Origin of the sequence: Aeromonas sp. S19(2024) (assembly GCF_041402625.1) — a bacterium.
Classification (GTDB): Bacteria; Pseudomonadota; Gammaproteobacteria; order Enterobacterales; family Aeromonadaceae; genus Aeromonas; species Aeromonas caviae.
The window spans coordinates 1-22652 of sequence record NZ_JBGLQU010000021.1 but is presented as its reverse complement, the minus strand read 5'-3'; the positions used below and the strand labels follow the sequence as shown (position 1 = coordinate 22652).

The 22652-nt window shown below is 60.9% G+C and carries 22 protein-coding genes; 10 read left to right on the top strand and 12 right to left on the bottom strand.

All coding sequences use genetic code 11. The annotated features are described in order from the left end of the window. The coding region (locus ACB037_RS21145) for a hypothetical protein (protein ID WP_371175892.1) at window positions 1-202 on the bottom strand (202 nt) is incomplete at its 3' end. Window positions 203-383: 181 nt separating this feature from the next. Here ACB037_RS21145 and ACB037_RS21140 point away from each other — a divergent pair. Next, entirely contained in the window at window positions 384-1016 is a 633-nt protein-coding gene (locus ACB037_RS21140) for a LysE family translocator (protein WP_043156049.1), read from the top strand. A gap of 82 nt (window positions 1017-1098) precedes the next feature. Here the strand turns inward: ACB037_RS21140 and fis are convergent, their stop codons facing one another. Together fis and dusB are read right to left on the bottom strand one after the other, a co-directional pair. Next, on the bottom strand, window positions 1099-1395 hold the full coding sequence (fis, locus tag ACB037_RS21135; RefSeq protein ID WP_005309538.1) for a DNA-binding transcriptional regulator Fis: 297 nt from the start codon (window positions 1393-1395) through the stop codon (window positions 1099-1101). A 25-nt stretch (window positions 1396-1420) separates the two neighbouring features. Then, window positions 1421-2386, bottom strand: a complete 966-nt coding sequence (gene dusB, locus ACB037_RS21130; protein ID WP_010675552.1) for a tRNA dihydrouridine synthase DusB — start codon at window positions 2384-2386, stop codon at window positions 1421-1423. 290 nt (window positions 2387-2676) lie between these two features. Here dusB and ACB037_RS21125 point away from each other — a divergent pair, with 290 nt between their 5' ends. From ACB037_RS21125 to ACB037_RS21110, 4 genes are all read left to right on the top strand, one after another. Next, window positions 2677-4083 carry a TolC family protein gene (locus tag ACB037_RS21125; RefSeq protein WP_202041965.1) on the top strand — a complete coding sequence of 469 codons (1407 nt, stop codon included), beginning with the start codon at window positions 2677-2679 and terminating at the stop codon, window positions 4081-4083. Between the two features lie 73 nt (window positions 4084-4156). Continuing rightward, on the top strand, window positions 4157-5161 hold the full coding sequence (locus ACB037_RS21120; RefSeq protein ID WP_371175891.1) for an HlyD family secretion protein: 1005 nt from the start codon (window positions 4157-4159) through the stop codon (window positions 5159-5161). After that, the gene (locus tag ACB037_RS21115) at window positions 5161-6294 is read left to right on the top strand and encodes an ABC transporter permease (RefSeq protein WP_371175890.1); all 1134 of its coding nucleotides are present in this window, start codon (window positions 5161-5163) and stop codon (window positions 6292-6294) included. The genes ACB037_RS21120 and ACB037_RS21115 overlap by 1 nt, the downstream gene beginning before the upstream one ends. Further along, a complete protein-coding gene (locus tag ACB037_RS21110; protein ID WP_371175889.1) occupies window positions 6291-7484 on the top strand; it encodes an ABC transporter permease in 1194 nt (397 codons plus the stop codon). Before ACB037_RS21115 ends, ACB037_RS21110 begins: the two co-directional genes overlap by 4 nt. Window positions 7485-7541: 57 nt before the next feature. Here ACB037_RS21110 and ACB037_RS21105 read toward each other — a convergent pair whose 3' ends face one another. The 3 genes from ACB037_RS21105 to ACB037_RS21095 form a co-directional block, all read right to left on the bottom strand. After that, window positions 7542-8177 carry an SDR family oxidoreductase gene (locus ACB037_RS21105; RefSeq protein ID WP_039041325.1) on the bottom strand — a complete coding sequence of 212 codons (636 nt, stop codon included), beginning with the start codon at window positions 8175-8177 and terminating at the stop codon, window positions 7542-7544. Window positions 8178-8304: 127 nt separating this feature from the next. Continuing rightward, window positions 8305-9159, bottom strand: coding sequence for a DnaA ATPase domain-containing protein (locus ACB037_RS21100; RefSeq protein WP_103243669.1), 855 nt, complete (start codon window positions 9157-9159; stop codon window positions 8305-8307). Window positions 9160-9219: 60 nt separating this feature from the next. Next, window positions 9220-9894 carry a DnaT-like ssDNA-binding domain-containing protein gene (locus ACB037_RS21095; RefSeq protein ID WP_324036517.1) on the bottom strand — a complete coding sequence of 225 codons (675 nt, stop codon included), beginning with the start codon at window positions 9892-9894 and terminating at the stop codon, window positions 9220-9222. A gap of 275 nt (window positions 9895-10169) precedes the next feature. On the opposite strand from ACB037_RS21095, the gene ACB037_RS21090 reads away from it, so the two are divergent. Continuing rightward, window positions 10170-11141, top strand: a complete 972-nt coding sequence (locus tag ACB037_RS21090; RefSeq protein ID WP_029314797.1) for a response regulator — start codon at window positions 10170-10172, stop codon at window positions 11139-11141. A gap of 70 nt (window positions 11142-11211) precedes the next feature. Here ACB037_RS21090 and ACB037_RS21085 read toward each other — a convergent pair whose 3' ends face one another. From ACB037_RS21085 to ACB037_RS21075, 3 genes are all read right to left on the bottom strand, one after another. Then, window positions 11212-12609 (bottom strand): peptide MFS transporter, encoded by a 1398-nt coding sequence (locus tag ACB037_RS21085; protein WP_041212400.1) that lies wholly within the window; start codon window positions 12607-12609, stop codon window positions 11212-11214. A 213-nt stretch (window positions 12610-12822) separates the two neighbouring features. After that, entirely contained in the window at window positions 12823-13734 is a 912-nt protein-coding gene (gene galU, locus ACB037_RS21080; RefSeq protein WP_010675542.1) for a UTP--glucose-1-phosphate uridylyltransferase GalU, read from the bottom strand. Window positions 13735-13828: 94 nt separating this feature from the next. After that, on the bottom strand, window positions 13829-14146 hold the full coding sequence (locus ACB037_RS21075) for a ComEA family DNA-binding protein (protein ID WP_048206972.1): 318 nt from the start codon (window positions 14144-14146) through the stop codon (window positions 13829-13831). Window positions 14147-14310: 164 nt separating this feature from the next. Between ACB037_RS21075 and cysQ the strand changes: the two genes are divergently transcribed. Beyond that, entirely contained in the window at window positions 14311-15081 is a 771-nt protein-coding gene (gene cysQ / locus ACB037_RS21070; protein ID WP_039041322.1) for a 3'(2'),5'-bisphosphate nucleotidase CysQ, read from the top strand. A gap of 63 nt (window positions 15082-15144) precedes the next feature. On the opposite strand, the gene ACB037_RS21065 is transcribed toward cysQ, so the two are convergent. The 3 genes from ACB037_RS21065 to ACB037_RS21055 form a co-directional block, all read right to left on the bottom strand. Continuing rightward, the gene (locus ACB037_RS21065) at window positions 15145-15441 is read right to left on the bottom strand and encodes a YciI family protein (protein ID WP_010675539.1); all 297 of its coding nucleotides are present in this window, start codon (window positions 15439-15441) and stop codon (window positions 15145-15147) included. Window positions 15442-15465: 24 nt separating this feature from the next. Then, a complete protein-coding gene (locus tag ACB037_RS21060) occupies window positions 15466-16017 on the bottom strand; it encodes a septation protein A (protein WP_039041321.1) in 552 nt (183 codons plus the stop codon). A gap of 105 nt (window positions 16018-16122) precedes the next feature. After that, a complete protein-coding gene (locus ACB037_RS21055) occupies window positions 16123-17628 on the bottom strand; it encodes an aminotransferase class V-fold PLP-dependent enzyme (RefSeq protein WP_371175888.1) in 1506 nt (501 codons plus the stop codon). Window positions 17629-17819: 191 nt separating this feature from the next. On the opposite strand from ACB037_RS21055, the gene ACB037_RS21050 reads away from it, so the two are divergent. From ACB037_RS21050 to ACB037_RS21040, 3 genes are all read left to right on the top strand, one after another. Continuing rightward, window positions 17820-18452 carry a hemolysin III family protein gene (locus tag ACB037_RS21050; protein WP_045521878.1) on the top strand — a complete coding sequence of 211 codons (633 nt, stop codon included), beginning with the start codon at window positions 17820-17822 and terminating at the stop codon, window positions 18450-18452. A 121-nt stretch (window positions 18453-18573) separates the two neighbouring features. Continuing rightward, on the top strand, window positions 18574-20235 hold the full coding sequence (locus tag ACB037_RS21045; protein WP_010675535.1) for a putative transporter: 1662 nt from the start codon (window positions 18574-18576) through the stop codon (window positions 20233-20235). 222 nt (window positions 20236-20457) lie between these two features. Continuing rightward, a partial coding sequence (locus ACB037_RS21040; RefSeq protein WP_371175887.1) for a retention module-containing protein occupies window positions 20458-22652 on the top strand: 2195 nt, incomplete at its 3' end.

The following is a 22652-nucleotide window of genomic DNA, read 5'->3' as shown; positions in this document are numbered from 1 at the left end:
CTGACCCCATGCCGAACTCAGAAGTGAAACGCTGTAGCGCCGATGGTAGTGTGGCATTCGCCATGCGAGAGTAGGACACTGCCAGGCACCCAATACAAGAAACCCCGCTCATCTGAGCGGGGTTTTTTATTGCCTGAAATTTATTTTTTAGATAATAAGTCTGGTTAATGCGCAAAACACAGCCTATTGTATCGATAAACATTGTTATTCAGCCAGTATCACTGTCTTTCAAACGGCTCAATCTCTCTTTCTCACCAGGTTGAGCGTCAAGTATCTCCGGCTCAAGCGCTATTCCCTTCCTTGATAATCACTATTGCTGGAAACGGGAGTGACAAGTACCTCAGGATCCATAGACTGTTTCTTTCATGTACAAGGAGCTGTCTATGTTGGGGATCCACGATTTGGCGTTGTTTGTCGTTTCTGGCCTGCTGCTGAACATGATGCCTGGGCCTGACTCCCTGCTCATCATGCTGCGCAGCGGCTCCCAGGGATGGCGTGCAGGGTCCATGGCGGCATTGGGTATCGGGACAGGTACCATGGTACATGTGTTGGCTGCGGCGCTGGGACTGTCTGCCCTGTTGAGTGCCTCCGCCGAGCTGTTTGCCGTCATCAAGCTGATGGGGGCGCTCTATCTGGTCTATCTCGGCGTGTCCATGCTCTGGCAGAGGAGTGGCACTTCAACGTCTGTGGATGGGGCTGTGGCGCTGCCTGCGCTCTCTTATGGGCGCATCTTTCGGCAGGGGTTGCTCACCAATGTCCTCAATCCCAAGGTGGCGCTCTTCTTTCTCGCTTTTGTGCCCCAGTTCATCGATCCCGCTTCACCGCAAAAGGCGATGGCATTCATCGTGCTGGGCTGCATCTTCAATCTCAACGGCATGATCTGGTGCCATCTGCTGGCGTTTTCCACCGCGTTTGCAAGCCGCAAGGTGCGACTGCCCGCCCGGGTGGCCACCTGGCTGAATCGCGTGATGGGGGGGCTGTTCGTGGGGCTCGGTATCAAGCTGGCGGTGGAGTGAGCAGGTAAAAACCGGGCATAGAAAAAGGCGTATCCCATCGCTGGGATACGCCTTCGTCTGCACTGCAGCAGAATGACCGGGATCAGTTCATGCCGTAACGCTTGAGTTTCTTGCGCAGGGTGCCGCGGTTGATGCCCATCATTACGGCGGCGCGAGTCTGGTTGCCACGGGTGTACTGCATGATCACGTCCAGCATGGGAGCTTCGACTTCGGAGAGAACCATATCGTACAGATCAATCACTTCCTGACCGTTCAACTGGGCCAGGTAGTTACGCAGGGCCTGTTGCACAGAGTCACGCAGGGGGCGTTGGGTCGGCTCGGCAGCGTGATTGTGAGTAGTTGTTACCAATGCATCAGAAGTCAGGGTTTGTTCGAACATATTCGGTCGGCTCTTTAGTTATGCGTTAACCTAATCCATCGAAATACGCTTCGAGTGCCTCGAGTTGTGCGTCTGCACAATCCAGGGCATTGAAGTGCTTACGGAATTCTCGGCCCGCCTCTTCTTCATCCAGATACCAGCCCACGTGTTTACGGGCAATGCGCGCTCCCAGATAGGCACCGTAAAACTGGTGCAGATTGGTGACATGCTCGTTCATCAGGGTGCGAACCTCTTCCCTGTCGGGAGGCGGCAGCTTGGTGCCCGTTTCAAGAAAATGGCGGATTTCCCGGAAAATCCAGGGTCGTCCTTGCGCAGCACGGCCGATCATCACGGCGTCGACACCGGTATAGTCGAGGACATACCGGGCTTTCTCCGGGCTATCGATGTCGCCATTGGCGACAACAGGAATCGATACGGCCTGCTTAATCGCCCTGATAGTGTCGTACTCCGCTTCGCCCTTGTAGAGGCAGGCACGGGTACGACCATGCACGGCAAGGGCCGCGATACCGCAATCTTCGGCGATTCGGGCGATCTCCTCGCCATTGCGGTTATCCGGATCCCATCCTGTGCGGATCTTCAAGGTGACAGGTACTTCCACCGCATCCACCACGGCCCGGCAGATGGATCTGACCAGGTCTGGCTGACGCAGCAGGGCGGAACCTGCCAGCTTCTTATTCACTTTTTTTGCCGGACATCCCATGTTGATGTCGACGATCTGAGCGCCCTGCTCCACGTTGTAGCGGGCAGCAAACGCCATCATCTCGGGGTCGGCACCGGCAATCTGGACCGATCGCAAGCCGCCTTCAGCAGAGTGATCCATTCTCATCCGGGTTTTCTGGGTATCCCAGACATCCGGGTTGGCCAGCAGCATCTCGGAAACGGCCATACCGGCTCCCAAACGTAAACAAAGTTCACGAAATGGTCGGTCTGTTACACCGGCCATGGGGGCCACGATCAGGGGAGTTTCAAGCGTGTGGGGACCTATCTGCATTCCACGGTTACCATCGGCTTAGGGCGGCGTATATTACGCATTTTTTAGTCAGGAGAAAAGGTTAGTATTTGAGCGTCAGCCATTTTTTTCTGAAAAAAACGTCGCGCCAAGGCTTGCAAATTCAGGAGTGCTTGAAAATCGGACATATTGTCTGTGACCATGGTCAGGAGGGCGCGAGTGAGGGAGATGGTGATTTGTGAGTCTCCCTCTCAAGCCGGTTTAGGCTATGATAGCGGGCCTGAATTGAGCAAAGACTCTACACAATTTCATTACAAACGGATCGGGGATGTATGACGGTAAAGTTCATCAAGTCGCTCTGCCCATGCCTGCTGGGTATCGTGCTGGGGTCGGCTCAGGCGCAGACGGTCAGCTTTACCGAGGCCTGGAGCCGGGTCATCCAGCAGGATGACGGCTTGGCGGCAGAGCAGGCCGGGGTGGAGCGGGCCCAGCAACTGCGGGAGGCGGCCAAGGCCATGTACCTGCCCAAGGTGGATGTGGGGGCCAGCTATACCCATCTCGATCAGCCGATGGAGCTGGACATGCTGGATCTCAACCCCATCGCCAATCATCCGGAATTCGGCAAGGTGCTGGGGCCTGTGATGCAGGCACTCAACCTCAGCCCGAGCGATTTCGTCACCCCCCTCACCAAGCAGAACGTGGTGACCAGTTCGGTCAAGATGCTATGGCCGCTCTTTACCGGCGGGCGCATCGATGCGGCCCAGGATATTCGTCAGGCCCAGGTGAGCGAGGCTGAGCAGTTGCTGGTGCTCAAACAGCAGTCCACCTTCGAGAGCCTCTCCCAGACCTACTTCGGGGTGGTGCTGGCGGCGCAGGTGGTGCAGACCAAGCAGGAGATCGAGCAGGGACTGGCACACCATCTGGATCATGCCAAGAAGCTCGAAGCCCAGGGGCAGATCGCCAAGGTGGAGCGCCTCTCGGCCCAGTCTGCCTATGACAGGGCACGTATCGATACCCAGAAGGCCAGGCGCAGCCTGGAGATCGCCCAGCTGGCGCTCGGCCACATGCTCAAGCTCAAGCAGGCTGAGCCCAATACCGCCCTCTTCATCAACGAAGGGATGCCAGCCTTGTCTCCCTTCGTGGAGGAGACCCTGTCGGTGCATCCCGGTCTCAAGCTGTTGACGGCCAAGAAGGATCAGGCCCAGGGGATGATCAAGCTGGAGAAGGGCAAATACGCCCCCGAGCTCTTCCTGTTCGGCAACTACAACCTCTATGAAGATGATTCCATCGTCTCCAAGACCACACCGGACTGGCTGGTTGGTGTCGGGGTCAGCATGCCGCTGGTGAGTCGTGATGGCCGCTCCGAGACGGTCCAGGCGGCCAAGAGCGCCGAACTCCAGGTCAACCTGCTGCAAGCCAAGACCCGCCAGGATCTGGAGCTGCTGGTCGAGAAGACCTGGCGCGAGGCTGCCCAGGGACTGGAAGAGTATCACTCTCTCTCCTCGACCCAGGCGCTGGCCGAGGAGAACGTGCGGTTGCGTGACAAGGCATTCGGTCAGGGGCTCTCCACTTCCCTCGATGTGGTCGATGCCCAGACTCAGCTTGCCGGGGTCAAGACCCAGCGCGCCGCCGCCGCCTATCAATACGTGATCTCTCTGGCCCGCCTGTTGGCACTCTCCGGTCAGATGAACAGTTTCAACCAGTATCAGCATGGCCAGGCGATCGAGGTGAACTCATGATCGCGCTCTCTTCCACTCCGTTATTCATGTCCGTTTCGACCGTCAAGGGCCGCCCGTTTGCCGAGGTGAATTCATGAGTCATCCCCCCATCAAGAAGAAGATGAGCCAGGGCAAGCCCTGGCTGCTGCCACTGGCGCTGGTATTGCTTGTGCTCTGGCTTGGCTGGCGCTTCTGGCTGGCCTATCAGCCGGAGCCGGTGCGTCTGCAGGGGCAGATAGAGGCGCAGCAGTATTCGGTCTCTTCCAAGGTGGCGGGCCGCATCGACGAGGTACTGGTGAAGAAGGGGGATCAACTGGCCAGGGGCCAACTGGCGTTCACTCTGGCGAGCCCGGAGATCGAGGCCAAGCTGAGTCAGGCCAAGGCCGGGCAGGCCGCGGCGGGTGCCATGGCCGAAGAGGCCGAGAAGGGGGCGCGAGTGCAGCAGATCGCGGCCGCCAAGGATCAGTGGCAACAGGCCAAGGCAGCTGCCCTGTTTCATGGCAAAACCTACGAGCGCATTGCCAGCCTGCATCGGGATGGCGTGATGTCGCTGCAAAAGCGTGACGAGGCCTGGACGGCCTGGCAGGCGGCGAAGTACAGCGAGGGCATGGCCTGGCAGCAATACCAGATGGCGCTGGAAGGGGCGCGGGAAGAGACCAAGATAGCGGCCCGCGAGCAGGCCAAGATGGCGGCTGGCGGCGTGGCGGAAGTGGAAGCCTATCTGGCCGATACCCGCATCGCCAGCCCACACGAGGGGGAAGTTGCCCAGGTGCTGTTGCGTAGCGGCGAGCTGGCTCCCCAGGGCTTCCCCGTGGTGACCTTGCTCGACATGAAGGATGCCTGGGCCCAGTTCCATGTCCGTGAGGACCTCTTGCCAAGGTTCCCGGTCGGTACCGAGTTTGATGCCCGTATTCCCGGCCTGGGGGATCAGCTGGTGCGCTTCAAGGTGACCCATGTGGCCGTGATGGGGGATTTCGCCACCTGGCGTGCCACCGACACCCGCCAGGGGTTCGACATGAAAAGCTTCCAGGTGGAAGCGCGCCCCTTGCAGCCGGTTGACGGGCTGCGGGTCGGCATGAGCGTGCTGGTCGAGCTCTGATGGGACGCGAATGGCGGTTGCTCTGGCAGGACCCGTTCGGCCGGGCGCTGGCGAGCTGGGTCCCCTTGGTGCTGATAGGGATCCTGTGCTGGATCTTTTCAGCCGGCCTGGCGCGGGATCTCAAGGTCGGTCTGGTGGATCTGGATCGCAGCCCCCTCTCCCGACAACTGGCGTTCTCTCTCGATGGCTCCGCCGGGCTCAAGATAGCGCAGCAGTTTGACGCCATCGACGAGGGGGCCAGGGCACTGCGAGGAGGGGACATCTATGCCCTGGTGGTGATCCCCCATCACCTGGAGCGGGATGCCCGCGAGGGGACCCAACCCAGGGTGACCGTGTTCAACAATGGCCAGTTCATCCTGATTGCCAAGCTGGTCAACTCCGCACTGGCCCAGGTGGTCGGGACGCTCAATGGCCAGGTGGGCGTGCTCTCGGCCATGGCCGACGGCAAGACGCTGCCCGGTGCCCTGGGACAATCCGTACCCATTGCGAGTCAGGTTACCGCGCTCTACAACATCAATTCCAGCTACGCCCAGTTTCTGCTGAGCGCCCTGCTGCCTGCGGTGTGGCAGATCCTGGTGGTGCTCTATGGCCTGAACGCCCTGGCCCGCACCGATCGCCTCGGGTTGGACTGGACCACCAGAGGGGTCTGGTTCGGCCTCTGGCGTACTCTGCTGCCCCATGTGCTCATCGGCTGGGGGTGGGGTCTGGCGTGGAGTCTGCTGCTGTTCAAGGGGCTTGGGTACCCCATGCAAGGCAGTTGGCTGGTGCTGACGGCGGGGCTGGGACTGGCGTCGGCCGCTTGCGTCACCATGGGGGCTTTCTTCTACGCCATCATCCGGGATCCGGCGCGGGCGCTCTCTCTGGCCGGCGCCTACACGGCGCCGGGATTTGCCTTCATGGGGGTCACCTTTCCGGTCAGCGCCATGGGGGATGTGGCCCAGTTCTGGCGCAGCCTGCTGCCCATCTCCCACTATGTGGAGCTGCAGATCGGGCAAACCAACTACGGTCAACCGTTGACGGCGGCCCTGCCCCAGCTCGGGGCCCTGCTGCTGTTTCTGCTGCCCCTGCTGCTGGTGGTACACCGCTACCGGACGCCGTCGGGCGCGCTACCCCATGAGGAGTCCAGGCCATGATGGGATTCTGGGATCTGATGCGCCTTGAGCTGCGCACCCTCTTGGCGGATCGCGCCATCATGCTGACCCTGTTTGGCGGCGTCTTCTTCTACTCCTTCCTCTACCCCCAGCCCTACCTGCACCAATTGCCCAGGGAAGAGCCCGTGGTGGTGGTCAACGAGGATGGCAGCCAGCTCTCCCGCCAGCTGGAGTTCATGGCCGATGCCACGGCGCAGGTGAAACTGGTGGCCCGTGCCGGTTCGCTCGACGAGGCCCGCCAGATGATGCTGACCGGCAAGGCGAGCGGCATCTTGCACATTCCCCGCCACTTCTACCGGGATCTGATGCTGGGCAGGAGCGTGACCCTGGGTTATGCCGGGGATGCCTCCTACTTCCTGGTCTATGGCACCATTGCCGAAGGGCTGGCCCAGGCGGGGGGCACGCTCGCCGCCCAGGTGAAGGTGGCCAGGCTGATGAGCCAGGGCGAGGCGCTGCCCCAGGCCGCCATGGGCTGGAACGCGGTGGCCCTCAATGTGCTGCCGGTATTCAACCCCACCATGGGCTATGTGAACTACGTGGTGCCAGCGGTATTCGTGCTGATCCTGCATCAGGTGTTGCTGATGGGGACCGGCATCCTGGGGGCGACCCAGAACCAGCGCAGCCGCCGTGGCGAGTCAGGCTACTGGCAACATGCCCCCGTGCCGGCCTTGTTGCTGGCCCGCACCCTGGTGGTGGGGGCTCTTTTCGTCCTTCCGGTGACCTACTTCTTCGGCTTCTGCTTCGATCACTACGGTATTGCCCGCACCGCTGTACCCGGCGAACTCTGGCTCTTTACCCTGCCGTTCCTGCTGGCCACCACCTGGCTCGGGATCGTGCTCGGCGCTCTGTTCACCCGCCGTGATCTACCGACTCAGGTGGTACTTGTCTCCTCTTTGCCGCTGGTCTTCCTGGCCGGCTTTATCTGGCCCCTTGAGCTCATCCCGGCTCCCCTCAACTGGCTGGCCCAGTGGGCCCCGAGCACGCCGGCCATCGAGGGATTCCTGCGCCTCAATCAGATGGGGGCCGACTTTGCCCAGGTCTCCCGCTACTGGTGGCAGTTGTGGGGGCTTGCACTATTGTATGGCGCTCTGGCGTGCTGGTTGCTCCGCTGGCGTCAACCGTGCCCTGCAACGCGGCCGGATGATGGGGCGACAGCGTCTTCCACCGACTAGGCCCCCTTGCAACAACACGGTCAGCCCTCGGGCTGACCGTGTTGCCATTCACAGGGGTCATGGCTGACTCAGACCCGGATCGCCGATGGCATAGATCTGGCCGCACGCCTCCTGGTCGGTGAGCAGTTGCAAACCCCGTATCGCTACATCCTGGCGCCTGACCAGGCCATGCCTCTCTTGCCCCTGGCTCAGGATGGCCTGACCCGTGGGCTCCCCATCCTGCAACCCTGCGGGGCGTAAAATGGTCCACTCAAGGGTGCTGGTCTGCAGCCAGCTTTCCGCCAGGCTCTTGAGGCGTACCTCGTGTCCGAAGGCGGCGCGAGCCCGCTCGGGCAGGTATTGCCAGCTGTCGCCACAACCGAGGGAGGTGACCAGCAGCAGGCGGCTGAGCCCGGCGCGCTCCATCTCGTCGATCACATGGCGGTTGCCCTGATAATCCACCGGTGCACTCTGGCGAAAGCTGCCGAGGGTGGAGACTACCCGGGCACCCCTGTCCGCCAAGCGGCAAGCCTGGGCCACGGCCTGGGGGTCCAGGGCATCCCCGATGACGACCTCGACTCCCAGGGTATGCAGCTCGCTGGCCATGTCGGCATGGCGCACCAGGGCAACGACCCTGTGGCCCAGTTGCAGTGCGTGGTCGGTGAAGGCGCGGCCCAGTCCGCGACTGGCACCGAAGATGAGTGTGGTTGGCATGACAGGCCCTCTCGAACAAAAGAGCAAGCCTAGAGCCTGGATGGCTCTCTGTAAATGAGAGTGGTTTTTATTTGTGAGGTGCAGGGGATATGAAGGGCCGGACATCAGGGACGCCGGCCCGACGGGATCAACCGTTGTAATGGCCGATGCTGGGACGGCGGCTGGGTCCGCTCAGGTGGATGTCCACCGGATTGAACGCCTTGATCGCCTCATAGCTGAAATCACCGATGGCCTGATGCAGGCTCTGGGGGCTGTGGTTGGTGATGATGATGACGCTTTTGGACAGGTTGCGACGACGGCGCAGCAGGTGGCCGAGGAAGCTGGACTGACTCTCGGCCATCTTGGCACGGTTGGCCGCCACCTCGTCGATGATCAGCAGGTCCACCTCTTCCAGGGCGCGGCGGTACTGGTTGCGCTCCTCCTGATCCTGGATGACGTTGAAGAAGAGCCTGTCCACGATGGAGGCCCACTGCTGGAAGATCACCGACTTCTGGTGGCGCGCGATCAACTCGTGGGCCACGGCACCCGCCAGGGTGGATTTGCCGGTGCCGTAATCGCCGTAGATCAGCATGCAGCCCCCGCCGCTCTTCTCCCAGTGCTCGAAACCGCTGATGAAGTAGCGGGCCGTTTCGATGGGGTATTGCAGGGCCGGGTCACCGGAATCCATCTTGTCGAAGATCCAGTCCGGATTGAGGTCGGCCTGGGCGATCAGCTTCTGGATCCGCTCCTGGCGGGCGGCCTTCTGCAACTCGCGCACTTCGGCATTGGCCTTGGCGTCGTACTCCTTGCGCAGGGTCTCGTAGTCGTACTGGCTGCCGCCGGTTGCGGCCCGCAGTCGGAGAATACGTTCCTGCAGGCTGCTGACGTGACGCTTGAGCTCGGGATCATGAGCCCGTTGCTCCTGTCTGGCCTTGGCGATTTTCTGGCGTTTGGCCTCGATCTCTTCCAGTGCCTGGCGCATCGGGTCGTGCGGATCTGTCATGGAATTCTCCTTCTGCTAGGGCTGTGGCTGGATGGGCGTGCACTTCGTGGCCGCCTGGTATCAATCATTCTCCGGCTCCTGAGCTTGTGCCAGCCGTTTGGCCTCATCGATCATCTCTTGCGCCCGGCGGCTCGGGCCAGCCTCTAACGGGGCTGGCGCGACCTGCTGGTACCCGGTGACCACGGTCGCCGGACGGCGGGCGTAGCGCCGACTCTTGAGGGCCCGAATAAATTTCAACATCCACTGGTGCTGGGAGTCGAACACCTCGGGGCGGCCGAGCCAGTAGGCGATGAACTCCCCGAGATCCTCTTCGCTGTAGCTGGCATCGATCACCCCGCACAGGCGTGCGAGAGCAGGCAGTTCTTCGTCCGGACGCCACTGCAGGTGCATCTGGAACGGGCGTGCCGGCAGGGGGCTGCGCACCCGCTGGCTCAGCAACGGCAACTGGAAAGGGCACTGGTGGTAGTGCTCACTGTCAGCCTGGGCCTCGACTTGAAGCAGTTCGGCCTCCATCAGTTCGTCGAGCAGCTCGGTCAGCTGGCGAGCGTTGACCTGATAGCTGAAACCACCGGGATTGCCCGGATCGACGACAGCCAGTGCCCGGCCAAGCTCGGGATAGTTGAGTCGGGCCAGCCGATTTTCCAGCACCAAGCGGCGCAGTTGCAGGGTATAGAGGCTGCGGGCCGGATGGGAGAGTCTGGGATGGGCGAGGGCGCTGTATTCGGCTGGCGTCATGGTCTGCTTCACGATCTGGAGTGGAGGGCATTATCCCTCATGGCGGTGCCTCATACAATTCATGGTGCCGACCTGCGAGAGAACGGCTGCCGGGCGACGGTTGTCAATCATCTCTGCGCAAGGGGGCGAGCAAAATAGTCGGACCATTTCAAACGCTTGGCAGATACCAAGGCCAGCCCGGCTCGCTGCTCGACAATATTGTGTGGCGGTATCCAGCGCCCATGATCTAGTCTTAATGCTCAAATAACCATTTGACTAATAAGAGCTTTGTCAAGATGTCAAAAGCCGGACTACGGATCTTGGTGGTAGAAGACGAAGCGGTTTTTCGCCACTCACTGGTATCTTATCTCGAGCACGACGGGGCCTGCGTCTTTCAGGCAGAAGACGGGATTGAGGGGCTCTCTGCCGCAGCGCTCTATCACCCCGATGTGGTGTTGTGTGATCTGAACATGCCGAACATGGATGGTCATGAGGTGATTGCCTGCCTCACCGCCCGCTATCCACAGGTGCCCGTCATCGTCATCTCCGGTCAGGATCAGATGGCTGCTATCGAGCGTGCGCTGCGGGCGGGGGCCAGGGACTTCTTCATCAAACCGGTGAATGACTATGAGCAGATCCGCCGCAGCATCGAGCAATGCCTGACAAACCTCGGGCATCAGAGCCAGCAACTGGAGCTGATGGAGCACATCGACTTCTTCCGTGGCCACGATCTGGCGAGCAGCCGGCTGCTCGCCTGGCTGGCCCCCCCTGGCATGCAGGAGTGGGGACCCTGGCAGGTCACCTTTGCCGGCATGGGCAATCTCTTCATCCCGGATACCTTCAAACTGGACGACAAGCTGCTGGTACTGGTGATGGAGCTACCCATCCTCGGTGTGGATGCGGCCTTCTGTGGTGCCTTGGTGCGATCCCTGATGAACGGCCCCTATCGCCAATACCAGCAACAAGAGAGCCTGCTGTTGACCCAGCCACACCGATTGCTGGATTACCTCAATCTGCAACTGCTGGAGTCGGGCCTGCGTCACTCCTTTGCCATGGCGGCCCTGCTGTTCGATCAGGAGGATGGGCTGCTTTTTGCAAATGCCGGGCTCACCTCACCTCACTGGTTGATGCGTGCAGGGGGGTTGCCGCTCGGCTTGATGCGCAGCAGTCGCTACACGTTGCACAGGCGAAGCTGGCACGAGCCCTTTGATCTGCAGTTTCGCAGTGACAGCGGCAGCGCCCTGACGATGCAGGTTCGTCACCACTGACGCCGTGAAGTGAACACATGCAAACAGGGCGCCCATGGGCGCCCTGTTTGGTCTCTGCTGTCCTGACCGGTCAAACGGTCGCAGACTGCAGTTTCTGCTCTTGTTCTTCGGGCTCTTTGGCCGGGCCTTCGGCACCGTGCATCCAGTAGACCAAGCGGTTGGCCATGGTCAGCAGGATGAGGGCGCTGATCACGGCGGCCAGTGCGATGCCACCGAAGATGGCCATGGCACCGGATTCGCCGACGAAGGATCCGATGAAGCCGGCGGCATAGTTGGCCAGGGCCACGAAACCGAACCAGGCACCCATCATCAGGGAGGCCAGGCGCAGCGGAGCCAGCTTGGTCACCATGGAGAGACCGATGGGAGAGAGGCAGAGCTCACCCAGGGTATGGAACAGGTAGGCACCGACCAGCCAGAACATGGAGGTCTTGACAGCCTGATCACCACCTTGCTCCAGCACGGCACCGATCATGAACAGGAAGCCGACGGCCAGGAACAGCAGGCCCATGGCGAATTTCACCGGGGAGTTCGGCTCTTTCTTGCCGAGCTTGATCCAGATGGCGGCCACGACAGGGGCCAGGGTGATGATGAAGAAGGGGTTCAGGGACTGGAACCAGGCGGTCGGCACTTCGAAGCTGCCGATCATGCGGTCGGTATACTCCTGGGCATACAGGTTCATCAGACCACCGGCCTGCTCGAAGCCGGCCCAGAAGATGATGGTGAACAGGCCCAGTACCAGGATCACCTTGATGCGATCCACTTCCTGTTTGGTCAGAGGCGCTTTTTGCTCCTTGGAGCGCTGCAGGGCGGCACGCTGGGCGGCGGGCACACGGCCGATGTCGCCAAGGAAACGCTGGGCCATGGTGGCCTGCACGACCAGGGAGAGCAGCATGCCGATACCGGCGCTGACGAAGGCGGCTTGCCAGCCATAGGCGGTGGCGGCGGCGCCGCAGATCACGCCGGCTAGCAGGGAGCCCAGGTTGATGCCCATGTAGAAGATGGTGAAGGCGCCGTCACGACGGTGATCCCCTTCTTTATACAGGTCGCCCACCATGGTGGAGATGTTCGGTTTGAACAGGCCGTTGCCCACGATCAGCAAGCCAAGGCCGGCATAGAAGACGGTGTTGACCATGTCAGGGAACATGGCGTGAGGCAGTGCCAGGGTAAACTGGCCGGCGGCCATCAGCACGGCACCGAACAGGATGGCACGGCGCTGGCCCAGGAAGGTATCTGCGAGCCAGCCGCCGATGATGGGGGTGATGTAGACCAGACCGGTATAGATGCCGTACAGCTTGAGGGCGTCGGCCTGGGTCCAGCCCATGCCACCGTTGGCGGTCAGGTCGGTCAGATAGAGGACGAGCACGGCACGCATGCCGTAATAGGAGAATCTCTCCCACAGTTCGGTACTAAAGAGCAAAAAAAGCCCTTTAGGGTGACCTAAAAAGGTCCCTTTGGACGGGTTATTCATTGGAACTTCCACCTGTGTCTTATATTTTTTTAGAAATTTTATGCAAGGGCTAGGAACAAGCCTTAATCCTTATAGAACAAGCGACTTTAAATTACAATATTATGATTTAGCGATATTTTATCTATCAATGGTTGAATATTTGTTTATAAAATGAAAAAGGGCATCGAATGATGCCCAGTTTTTTATTCTGTTTATCTTGTAAATATTCAGAGATTACAGCTCTTTGGCAAACTGCTTCAGCCAGCTGGTGAATTCTTTGCTGAGTTCCCGATGGCGCACGGCGTATTCCACATTGGCCTTCATGTAACCGAGCTTGCTGCCGCAATCGTGGCTGCGTCCCTTCATGAAGTAGGCATTGACCTGCTCCTTTTCCATCAGCATGGCGATGGCATCGGTCAGCTGGATCTCGTCGCCGGCGCCGGCCGGGGTTTTTTCCAGCAAGGGCCAGATATTGGCCGAGAGCACATAGCGACCGACCACGGCCAGGTTGGACGGGGCTTCATCCCGGGGCGGCTTCTCGACGATGGCCTGCATCGGCAGGGACATGCCTTCGCTCAGGGCCTCCCCCTTGATGTCGGCGATGCCGTATTTGTCCACTTCGCTCTCGGGGACGGCTTCCACCATGATCTGGCTGATCTGCTCCTCTTCGAACAGATGCACCATCTCCGCCAGGTTGTCCTGCTTCAGATCGCTGGCCACCTCGTCGATGAGCACATCCGGCAGCAGAACGGCGAAGGGTTGATCCCCGATGAGGGGGCGGGCACACAGTACTGCATGGCCCAGGCCTTTTGCTTCCCCTTGACGCACGTGCATGATGGTCACGTCTTTGGGACAGATGTGCTGAACCTCTTCCAGCAGTTGGCGCTTAACCCGCTTCTCCAGGGTCGCTTCCAGCTCGAAGCTTTTGTCGAAGTGGTTCTCGATGGAGTTCTTGCTTGAATGGGTCACCAGGATGATCTCCTTGATGCCGGCGGCGATGGCTTCGCGCACCACATACTGGATCAGCGGCTTGTCGACCACGGGCAGCATCTCCTTGGGGATGGCCTTAGTGGCGGGCAGCATGCGGGTACCCAGACCGGCAACGGGGAGAACGGCCTTGCGAACAACGAGCGGTGTCTTTTTCATGGAGTGAGTCCGAAGATACAAAGTGGGCTCATGATACCCGAAGAAAAATAGGGCAGCCACAGGCTGCCCTTTGGATGACAGGGATTCAAACCGGTTACTTGACGATAATCATGTCCCGGTTTGCTTCCAGCGTGGCAGGCCCGATGCCACTGACGTCCGCCAGTTGATCGACGGAGGTGAACTTGCCCTGCTTCTCCCTGTGGTCGATGATGGCCTGTGCCTTCTTCTCGCCAATGCCCTTCAGGGCAGTGAGCTCGCCGGCACTGGCGGTATTGAGATTGATCTTGCCGCTCTCCTTGACTTGGGTGGTGGCCACAGGCTTGGTCGCCGCCTTGTCGGCGGCCAGCAGAGGTTGGCTCAACAGGGGGAGGCAGCCCAGCAGCAGTGCGGCGATCAGGGTCTTTCTGTTCATGGTCTCACGTCCTTATGTGGCGTTAGTATCACATTTATCATTAGCTGTGTTGCGTCACTTTTTGTCTGTCAGTTTTGACACTGTATAAGTCAGTGCAAACGGCTATAAGCCGAAGATACTCGCTCGGTTACACTGACCAACCCTTTGAGCGAGAACTCTTTTCTATGTATCTACCCGCCATTTCCGAACTGGAGCCCATCGCCCGCGCTGCCGGTGAGGCCATCATGTCCATCTACAGCCAGCCCTTTGCGGTGGAGTACAAGCAGGACGAGAGCCCGCTGACGGCGGCGGACAAGGGGGCCCACGAGGTGATCGTTCAGGCGCTGGCGCGTCTCACTCCCGATATCCCGGTCTTGTCGGAAGAGTCCTCCCCCGAGGTGATGGCTGCGCGACTCGGCTGGTCCCGCTACTGGCTGGTGGATCCTTTGGATGGCACCAAGGAGTTTGTCTCCCGCAACGGCGAGTTCACGGTGAATATCGCCCTGATTGAACAGGGGACCCCGCGCTGGGGGCTGGTCTATGCCCCGGTACTGGACAAGCTCTGGTATGGGGGCAAGGGGATTGGCGCCTGGCGTGTGGCTGATGGCAGGCACGAGACCATCCAGACCCGCCCTCATGACGCAGGGCAAGTGTGGCGCGTGGTGGGCAGTCGCAATCACCTGTCGCAGGAAACCCTCGAGTATCTGGCCCGTTTTGGCGAACTGGAGCGGGGCGAGATCGAGCTGGTTTCCATGGGCAGCTCTCTCAAGTTTTGCATCATTGCCGAGGGGGAGGCCGAGCTTTACCCGCGGCTCGCACCGACCTGCGAGTGGGATACGGGGGCAGCTCAGGCGGTACTGGAAGGGGCGGGGGGCAGCGTCACCCAGCTCGATGGTTCGCCGCTTTGCTACAACAAGCCCGATATCCTCAATCCCTGGTTTGTGGCCAGGGCATGAGTCACCATCGGATACGAAAAGGCCGGACAGTGTCCGGCCTTTTTCTTGTCAGCCTCGATGGGCTCAGAAGACTTTCTTGAACGGTTTGATGGTCACCCTGGCGTAGACCCCTGCCGCGACATAGGGGTCCGCATCGGCCCAGGCCTGGGCGTCGGCCTGGCTGGCAAAGTCGGCGATGACGGTGCTGCCGGTGAAGCCCGCATCGGCCGGGTCCTCGGCATCGATGGCCGGGTTGGGGCCGGCCGTCAGCAGGCGGCCCTCATCCTGCAAGGCTTGCAGGCGGGCAAGGTGGGCAGGGCGTGCCAGCTTGCGCTGGGGCAGGCTGCCCGCGACATCTTCGGAGTAGATCAGATACCACATGGAACAATCCCTTTCTGGTTGCGGTTATTTTTTCTGTTCTGCGTTCTGCTCGGCAGGCATGTGGCGATAGAGATAGACGCCGCTGAGCAGGGTGAAGACCAGGGTCATGCCCAGCAGGCCGAACACCTTGAAGTTGACCCACATCTCCTGGGAGAGGTTGAAGGCCACGTAGAGGTTGAGCAGGCCGCACAGGGTGAAGAAGCCGACCCAGCCGAGATTGACGTTGTCCCAGACCCGGTCGGGGGCTTGTAGCTCCTTGGCCAGCATCTGCTTGATGAGGTTCTTGCCAAAGCCATAGCGGCCGATGAGCAGGGCGAGGGCAAAGAGCATGTTGATGACGGTCACCTTCCACTTGATAAAGGCATCGTCGTGGAAGAAGACGGTGAGGCCGCCGAAGAAACCGACCAGCACGAAGGTGAACAACTGCATCTTCTCGACCCGGCGATAGCGAAGCCAGCTGTACAGGAGTTGCAGGCCGGTGACGACCACCAGGGCGCCAGTGGCGGTGTAGATGTCGTAAAACTTGTAGACCGCGAAGAAGACGATCAGGGGGATGAACTCGATAAACTGCTTCATGCTGGGCTCTAACCTCAAAATTTCACTCAGTGTACCTGCCCGTCAGACAACGGCAAATGAATAAGACCGTCCATTCTGCAGGCAGTTCCTTCCCGGGGCGGCGGGTTACTCGAACAACTGGCTGGCAATCTGGTTGCCAAGGCGCACCTGATCGTCCAGCAATGCGCGTATGTCTGCTTCCTCGATGAGGGGGTTGAGCAGGACGGCGCGTAGCAGCGTGAGCGGTTGCTCGCCATAGCGGGAGACTGTGCGCTGGGTGCGTGAGACGAAGCTGTGCCCTTCGGCGCGCTGGGCTTTTTGCAGGGCGACGTTGAAGAGATTGATCTGTTCGTTGGCCGCCACATCGGGCACCTGACCTTGCAGGTGGGGCGGAATGCACCGGTAGGAGAGCAGGTTCATGACAGGTGCCGACATCAGCTCGAAGGCGGGGCTGGCGTCGATGAGCGCGGCCATTCGCCGCGCCCTGTCGTAGTTGGCGTCGATGAGTTGTGCATAACCCTGCTGCCCCAGCATCTGGAAGGCGGCATCCAGATAGAGCGCGTTGGCGGGACGGGTCCCCTCCAGAGTGAAACGCCCCTGATCGAAGGAGGTGGCGCGGATGGCGTAGGGAGCCTCGCGCTTCACCGTCATCATCAGGTCCGGTTGGCGGCAGAGCAGCATGCCGGTACCGAGCGGGACCAGCAACTGCTTGTGACCGTCAAGGGTGACGGTATCGGCGTGCTCTATCCCCGTAAGCAATCCCTGATAGCGGGGCGAGAAGAGGGTCGGGCCACCCCAGGCCGCGTCCACGTGGAAGTGGATTTGCTCGCGCCGGGCGATGGCGGCCAGTTCCGGCAGCGGGTCGACGGATCCAAAATCCGTGCTGCCAGCCACGCCGACCAGCGCCAGCACCTTGAGCTTCTGCTCCCTGCATTGTTGAAGGGCCTGTTCCAGCGCCGCCAGACTGAGCCGGTTGTGCTCGTCTGTGTCGAGACGCCAGACGCTGCGACCCCCGAGTCCCAGCAGATCCATCCCCTTGTCGAAGGAGTAGTGCATCAGCCGCGAGCCCAGAATGACGGCGCCGCGATAGCCCTGCTCGGCGAGGGCGAACAGGTTGTCGCCACAGGCCCGGTTGCGGGCCAGCCAGAGGGCGGTGACGTTGGCGATGGTACCGCCACTGGTCATGACGCCGAGGGCTGCATCCTTGGCATGCATCTGGGCTGCATAGAAGGCGTCGTCCTGGCGGTAGACCAGACGGTGCAGCTTGGCCAGCACTTCCCGCTCCAGAAAGCTCAGCAGACGGGAGGACTCCATCTTCATCGGGTTCTGGTTGAGCATCACCAAGAGCCGGGAGAGCTCGGCGGTGAAGGCCGGCAGCGGTGCCGTCATGTGTCCCATGTAGCGGGGAGAGGTGAGGTGCGATGCCCCGGGTACCAGGGTGGCGAGCCGTGCCAGATAGTCCCGGGGAGAGATGCCGAAGGCGGGCATGCACGACTGATCGAGCTGGTGGGTGAAGCTGCCCCGCTGATAGGGGGCCTGACTGTCGTCGGAATGATGGAAATGCTCCAGCAGGGCCGTCATGGCCTTGCCGAAATCAGGATCCGGTTGTGTAAACAGTTCAGTGAGCTTCATCGGGTTCTCCAGACCAGATTGTCGGGCAGACGCGGCCATCCGCATGGGCGGCGTCGGCGGCAGAGCATACACCAAAGGGGCGGGGGGCACAGCCATCTCTGGCCCTCCCTCTCCTCGCCCCTTTATTTTCAGCTAACACTTGTAGCCTGAAACGTCGGCCGCTAGAGTGGGCCGGTAATGGGTTGGAGGTAATGATGGATGTGACGGGGTACTCCCCACGGGAAGAGTGGGCGAATCGCCTCAGCCATGGGCTGGGGCTGCTGCTGGGCGGACTGGGACTGGTCTTGCTGCTGCACAAGGGGTGGGATCAGGGGCCCAGGGTACTGCTGAGCTACGGCGTCTACGGTGCCAGCCTGGTATTGCTCTATCTCGCCTCGACGCTCTATCACAGCGTGAGCTCGGTGGCGGCCAGACGCTGGAGCAAGCTGTTCGATCACTGCGCCATCTATCTGCTGATCGCCGGCACTTATACCCCCTTCCTGCTGGTGGCGCTCGATACGCCGCTGGCGAAAGGACTGATGGTGGTGATCTGGGGGCTGGCCCTGGCGGGGGTCGTGTTCAAGCTGATCTTCATCAATCGCTTCAAGAAGGTGTCGCTATTTACCTATCTGATGCTGGGCTGGCTGTCGCTGGTGGTCATCTACCAGCTCTATCTGCATCTGGATGGTACCGGGCTCCTGCTGCTGGGGCTGGGTGGTCTCATCTACAGCCTGGGAGTGATCTTCTATGTGGCCAAGCGCATCCCCTACAACCACGCCATCTGGCACCTGTTTGTGCTGGGGGGCAGTCTGTGCCACTTCATGGCCATTTATGGCTACATCTGATGGCTAACCCTTAATTGGTATTTTTGTGCTCATGAAAGCCTGAATTCGTGCGGCACCCCACAGTTGCCCCCTTCGTTTGCTGACAAGCTAGTGCCAGTTCAGTTTGGAAAGGATGCAAACGATGAGTGAGATCGCGCTTTCCATCAGCATGCTGTCGCTGGTGGCAGTGCTGGGGCTCTGGCTGGGAAACTGGCGGGTCTATGGCGTGGGGTTGGGTATCGGCGGGGTGCTGTTCGGCGGCATCATAGTGGGCCACTTCGCCGGCTTGTCCGGGTTGAAGCTGGATGAGCAAACACTTCATTTTATTCAGGAATTCGGCCTGATCCTGTTCGTCTACACCATAGGCATCCAGGTCGGTCCCGGCTTCTTCTCCTCCTTGCGCAGTTCGGGCCTCAAGCTCAATGGCTTCGCGGCCCTGCTGGTTCTGCTCGGCTGCTTGGTGGCGGCAGCGTTGCACCAGCTGTTCGATGTACCTCTGCCGGTGATCCTCGGGGTCTTTTCCGGGGCCGTGACCAATACCCCGTCCCTGGGGGCTGGGCAGCAGATCCTGGCCGAGCTGGGGGCGGATCCTGGCTCCACCGGCCTGATGGGGATGGGCTATGCGGTGGCCTACCCGTTCGGGATCTGCGGCATCCTGCTCACCATGTGGCTCATCCGTATGTTCTTCCACATCAAGATTGAGGAGGAGGCGGTCGCTTTCGAGCAGCAGGCTGGCAAGACCAAGGAGAGTCTGCAAACCATCAACATTGCCGTGCGCAATCCCAATATGCATGGCCTGATGCTCCGCGAGATCCCGAGTCTGGACGAGGCGGACGTCATCTGCTCCCGACTCAAGCGTGGCGACGAACTGATGGTGCCAAAGCCCGACTCGCGCATCGAACTTGGCGACCTGCTGCACCTGGTGGGGGAGCGTCATGCCCTGCACAAGGTGCTGCTGGTGCTTGGAGAGGAAGTAGACACCTCCCTCTCAACCCGCGGGACCGATCTGCGGGTCGAGCGGGTGGTGGTCACCAATGAGCAGGTGCTCGGCAAGCGGATCCGCGATCTCGACATCAAGCAGAAATACGATGTGGTCATCTCGCGCCTGAATCGGGCCGGCATCGAGCTGGTGCCGACCAGTCAGACCAGTTTGCAGTTCGGTGACATCCTGAACCTGGTGGGGCGGCTCGATGCCATCGAGGCGGTCACCAGCGTGGTGGGCAACGTGCAGCAGAAACTGCAGCAGGTGCAGATGCTGCCCGTCTTCATCGGCATCGGGTTGGGGGTATTGCTCGGATCCATTCCCTTCTACCTGCCGGGATTCCCGGCGGCGCTCAAGCTGGGGCTGGCAGGGGGACCGCTGGTGGTGGCGCTCATCCTGTCTCGTATCGGCAGCATCGGCAAGCTCTACTGGTTCATGCCGCCGAGCGCCAACCTGGCGCTGCGGGAAATAGGCATAGTGCTTTTCCTGGCGGTGGTGGGGTTCAAGTCCGGGGCCGGCTTCATCGACACCCTGATCAACGGCGACGGTCCCGCATGGATGATGTACGGTGTGGCAATCACCCTCATCCCGCTGCTGCTGGTGGGTGTGCTGGCACGCCATTATGGCAAGCTCAACTACCTCACGCTGTGCGGTCTGCTGGCCGGCTCGATGACGGATCCTCCCGCTCTGGCATTTGCCAACGGCATGCACCCCACCAGTGGTGCCAGCGCACTCTCTTACGCGACCGTCTACCCCTTGGTGATGTTCCTGCGGATCATCTCGCCCCAGCTGCTGGCCATCCTGCTCTGGGCCGGTGTCTGACACCTCACGAGACGGGAGCCGATGAGGCTCCTGTCTTCGTTTTGTCACAATTGATGCTATTGATTTAATTAATTTTATTCATCTTCGGCGTCCCTTCGTTTTCACCCCGAAACCCGGCTTCATTTCGGTCTGTTCATTCGATTTTTCTCACTGGTTTATGGCCTGATAAACGGGCACATTGGAGGCTGGAGCAATATGCCCTTCGATATTTCAGGAGAAACCATGAGCAATCAGCGCATCGTATTGGATCAGGATGTCGTCGTTACCCACTTGCAAGGCAAAATGTATCTGGTCGCCGCCGACGGGAGCCAGAGACTCGTTGCAGAAGGCGATGTACTGCCCAAGGATGCGGTATTGCTTGCGCCCGAAGGGGCCAGCTTCCAGGGAGGGGAGACCACGTTCACCCTGGGTTCCGGCGAGCGCCCCGAACAGGGTGACGCCGTGCTGGCGAACGCGGGTACGCCCGATGACATCGCCGCCTTGCAGCAAGCGATTCTGGACGGAACCGACCCCACCAAGGCATTCGAAGCGTCGGCGGCGGGCGGAGCCCCGGCCGCAGGCAATGCGGGCGGGGTGGCTGGTACCAGCGGCAACGGCGGTTTCGTCACCATCGATCGTACCGGTGATGCAACCATCTCCAGCGCAGGCTTTGACAGCGCGAACCCGGCTGGCGCGGCGCCGCTGGTGGATGCGCAAAGCAGCGAGGATGAGCTGGTCGACCTCACCGCTCCCGTCATCACCGTCTCTGCCCCCGACAACACCAACGATCGGACGCCGACCCTGACCGGTACCACGGATGCCCCCGCTGGCAGCACGGTGACTCTGGTAGTGACCGATGCCAACGGCAATCAGCAGACCCTGACCGCGACGGTGCAACCGGATGGCAGCTTCAGCGTGGATGTCACCACACCGCTGGCCGAAGGGGGCTATCAGGTGACGGCTTCCGTGACCGATCCGGCCGGCAACACCGGTACCGCGACCGATGATGGCAGCGTGGACACTACGGCTCCGATCGTGACGGTGAATGCACCGGACAATACCAATGACAACACCCCGACCATCACGGGGACCACGGACGCCGCCCCCGGCAGCACGGTGACCCTGACGGTGACCGATGCCAACGGCAATCAGCAGACCCTGACCGCCACGGTACAACCGGATGGCAGTTACAGTGCGGATGTCGTGACGCCGTTGCCGGATGGGGGCTATGACGTGACTGCCAGCGTGACTGATCCTGCTGGCAACAGAGGCACGTCGAGCGACGATGGTAGCGTGGACACCACGGCGAACATCACGGTGAGCCTGGATGACGTGAACGCGGCCAATGTGGCCAACACGCCCATCAGCGGCACCTCCGATGTCGGCCCAAACCGCACCGTGACCCTGGTGATCAGCGATGCCACTGGTAAGAGCGTGACAGTCACTGCCGTCACCGATGCCGACGGCAACTACCAGACCCGCGCCGATCTGAGCGGGCTGGCGGATGGCAACCTGACCGTGGTGGCCAGCGTTACCGACGCGGCGGGCAACCCGGCCAGCGCCACCGACAACACCACCTTGCTCGATACCACTCCACCGAATGCCAGCATCACCCTGGATGGCAACATCACCCCTGACGACGTGATCAACGCGGCCGAGTCCAAGCAGGACATCGCCGTGACCGGTCGCGTGGGTGGCGACGTGAAAGAGGGCGACACCGTCACCCTGACCGTCAATGGCAAGGCCTTCACCGGTCTGGTCTTGGCCGACAAGACTTTCAGCATCAATGTGCCGGGTAGCGAGCTGGTGGCCGATGGGGACAAGGTGATCGACGCCAAGGTCACCACCACCGACGCGGCGGGCAACAGCACCACCGTGACCGATACCGAGGGTTACAGCGTCGACACCCTGGCCCCGAGCGTGGTGGTCAACATCGTTGACGACAAGCTGACCGTGGGCGAGACCAGCGACGTCACCTTCACCTTCAGCGAGCAGGTCAAAGACTTCGAGGTGGGCGACCTGACGGTAGAGGGCGGCACGGTTACCGACCTGAAGAGCACGGATGGCGGCAAGACCTGGACCGGTACCTTCACCCCGACCCCGGGCTATACCGGCGAGGCCAGCGTCACCGTCAAGGACGGCAGCTACACCGATCTCAACGGCAACGTGGGCACTGGCGGCAGTGACGACACCGCGATCGACACCCTGGCCCCGAGCGTGGTGGTCAACATTGTTGACGACCAGCTGACCGTGGGCGAAACCAGCGACGTCACCTTCACCTTCAGCGAGCAGGTCAAAGACTTCGAGGTGGGCGACCTGACGGTAGAGGGCGGCACGGTTACCGACCTGAAGAGCACGGATGGCGGCAAGACCTGGACCGGTACCTTCACCCCGACCCCGGGCTTTGAAGGTACGGCATCAGTCACCGTCAAGCCTGG

What these genes read in the sequence shown, in the direction of transcription:
- ACB037_RS21100 (WP_103243669.1), bottom strand. Translation starts at nt 9,159, where the DNA reads ATGACAGATCCGCACGACCCGATGCGCCAGGCACTGGAAGAGATCGAG.
- ACB037_RS21110 (WP_371175889.1), top strand. Translation starts at nt 6,291, where the DNA reads ATGATGGGATTCTGGGATCTGATGCGCCTTGAGCTGCGCACCCTCTTG.
- ACB037_RS21105 (WP_039041325.1), bottom strand. Translation starts at nt 8,177, where the DNA reads ATGCCAACCACACTCATCTTCGGTGCCAGTCGCGGACTGGGCCGCGCC.
- ACB037_RS21120 (WP_371175891.1), top strand. Translation starts at nt 4,157, where the DNA reads ATGAGTCATCCCCCCATCAAGAAGAAGATGAGCCAGGGCAAGCCCTGG.
- ACB037_RS21065 (WP_010675539.1), bottom strand. Translation starts at nt 15,441, where the DNA reads ATGTGGTATCTGATCTACTCCGAAGATGTCGCGGGCAGCCTGCCCCAG.
- cysQ (WP_039041322.1), top strand. Translation starts at nt 14,311, where the DNA reads ATGTATCTACCCGCCATTTCCGAACTGGAGCCCATCGCCCGCGCTGCC.
- ACB037_RS21095 (WP_324036517.1), bottom strand. Translation starts at nt 9,894, where the DNA reads ATGACGCCAGCCGAATACAGCGCCCTCGCCCATCCCAGACTCTCCCAT.
- ACB037_RS21050 (WP_045521878.1), top strand. Translation starts at nt 17,820, where the DNA reads ATGATGGATGTGACGGGGTACTCCCCACGGGAAGAGTGGGCGAATCGC.
- galU (WP_010675542.1), bottom strand. Translation starts at nt 13,734, where the DNA reads ATGAAAAAGACACCGCTCGTTGTTCGCAAGGCCGTTCTCCCCGTTGCC.
- fis (WP_005309538.1), bottom strand. Translation starts at nt 1,395, where the DNA reads ATGTTCGAACAAACCCTGACTTCTGATGCATTGGTAACAACTACTCAC.
- ACB037_RS21115 (WP_371175890.1), top strand. Translation starts at nt 5,161, where the DNA reads ATGGGACGCGAATGGCGGTTGCTCTGGCAGGACCCGTTCGGCCGGGCG.
- ACB037_RS21085 (WP_041212400.1), bottom strand. Translation starts at nt 12,609, where the DNA reads ATGAATAACCCGTCCAAAGGGACCTTTTTAGGTCACCCTAAAGGGCTT.
- ACB037_RS21140 (WP_043156049.1), top strand. Translation starts at nt 384, where the DNA reads ATGTTGGGGATCCACGATTTGGCGTTGTTTGTCGTTTCTGGCCTGCTG.
- ACB037_RS21045 (WP_010675535.1), top strand. Translation starts at nt 18,574, where the DNA reads ATGAGTGAGATCGCGCTTTCCATCAGCATGCTGTCGCTGGTGGCAGTG.
- ACB037_RS21055 (WP_371175888.1), bottom strand. Translation starts at nt 17,628, where the DNA reads ATGAAGCTCACTGAACTGTTTACACAACCGGATCCTGATTTCGGCAAG.
- ACB037_RS21090 (WP_029314797.1), top strand. Translation starts at nt 10,170, where the DNA reads ATGTCAAAAGCCGGACTACGGATCTTGGTGGTAGAAGACGAAGCGGTT.
- ACB037_RS21060 (WP_039041321.1), bottom strand. Translation starts at nt 16,017, where the DNA reads ATGAAGCAGTTTATCGAGTTCATCCCCCTGATCGTCTTCTTCGCGGTC.
- dusB (WP_010675552.1), bottom strand. Translation starts at nt 2,386, where the DNA reads ATGCAGATAGGTCCCCACACGCTTGAAACTCCCCTGATCGTGGCCCCC.
- ACB037_RS21125 (WP_202041965.1), top strand. Translation starts at nt 2,677, where the DNA reads ATGACGGTAAAGTTCATCAAGTCGCTCTGCCCATGCCTGCTGGGTATC.
- ACB037_RS21075 (WP_048206972.1), bottom strand. Translation starts at nt 14,146, where the DNA reads ATGAACAGAAAGACCCTGATCGCCGCACTGCTGCTGGGCTGCCTCCCC.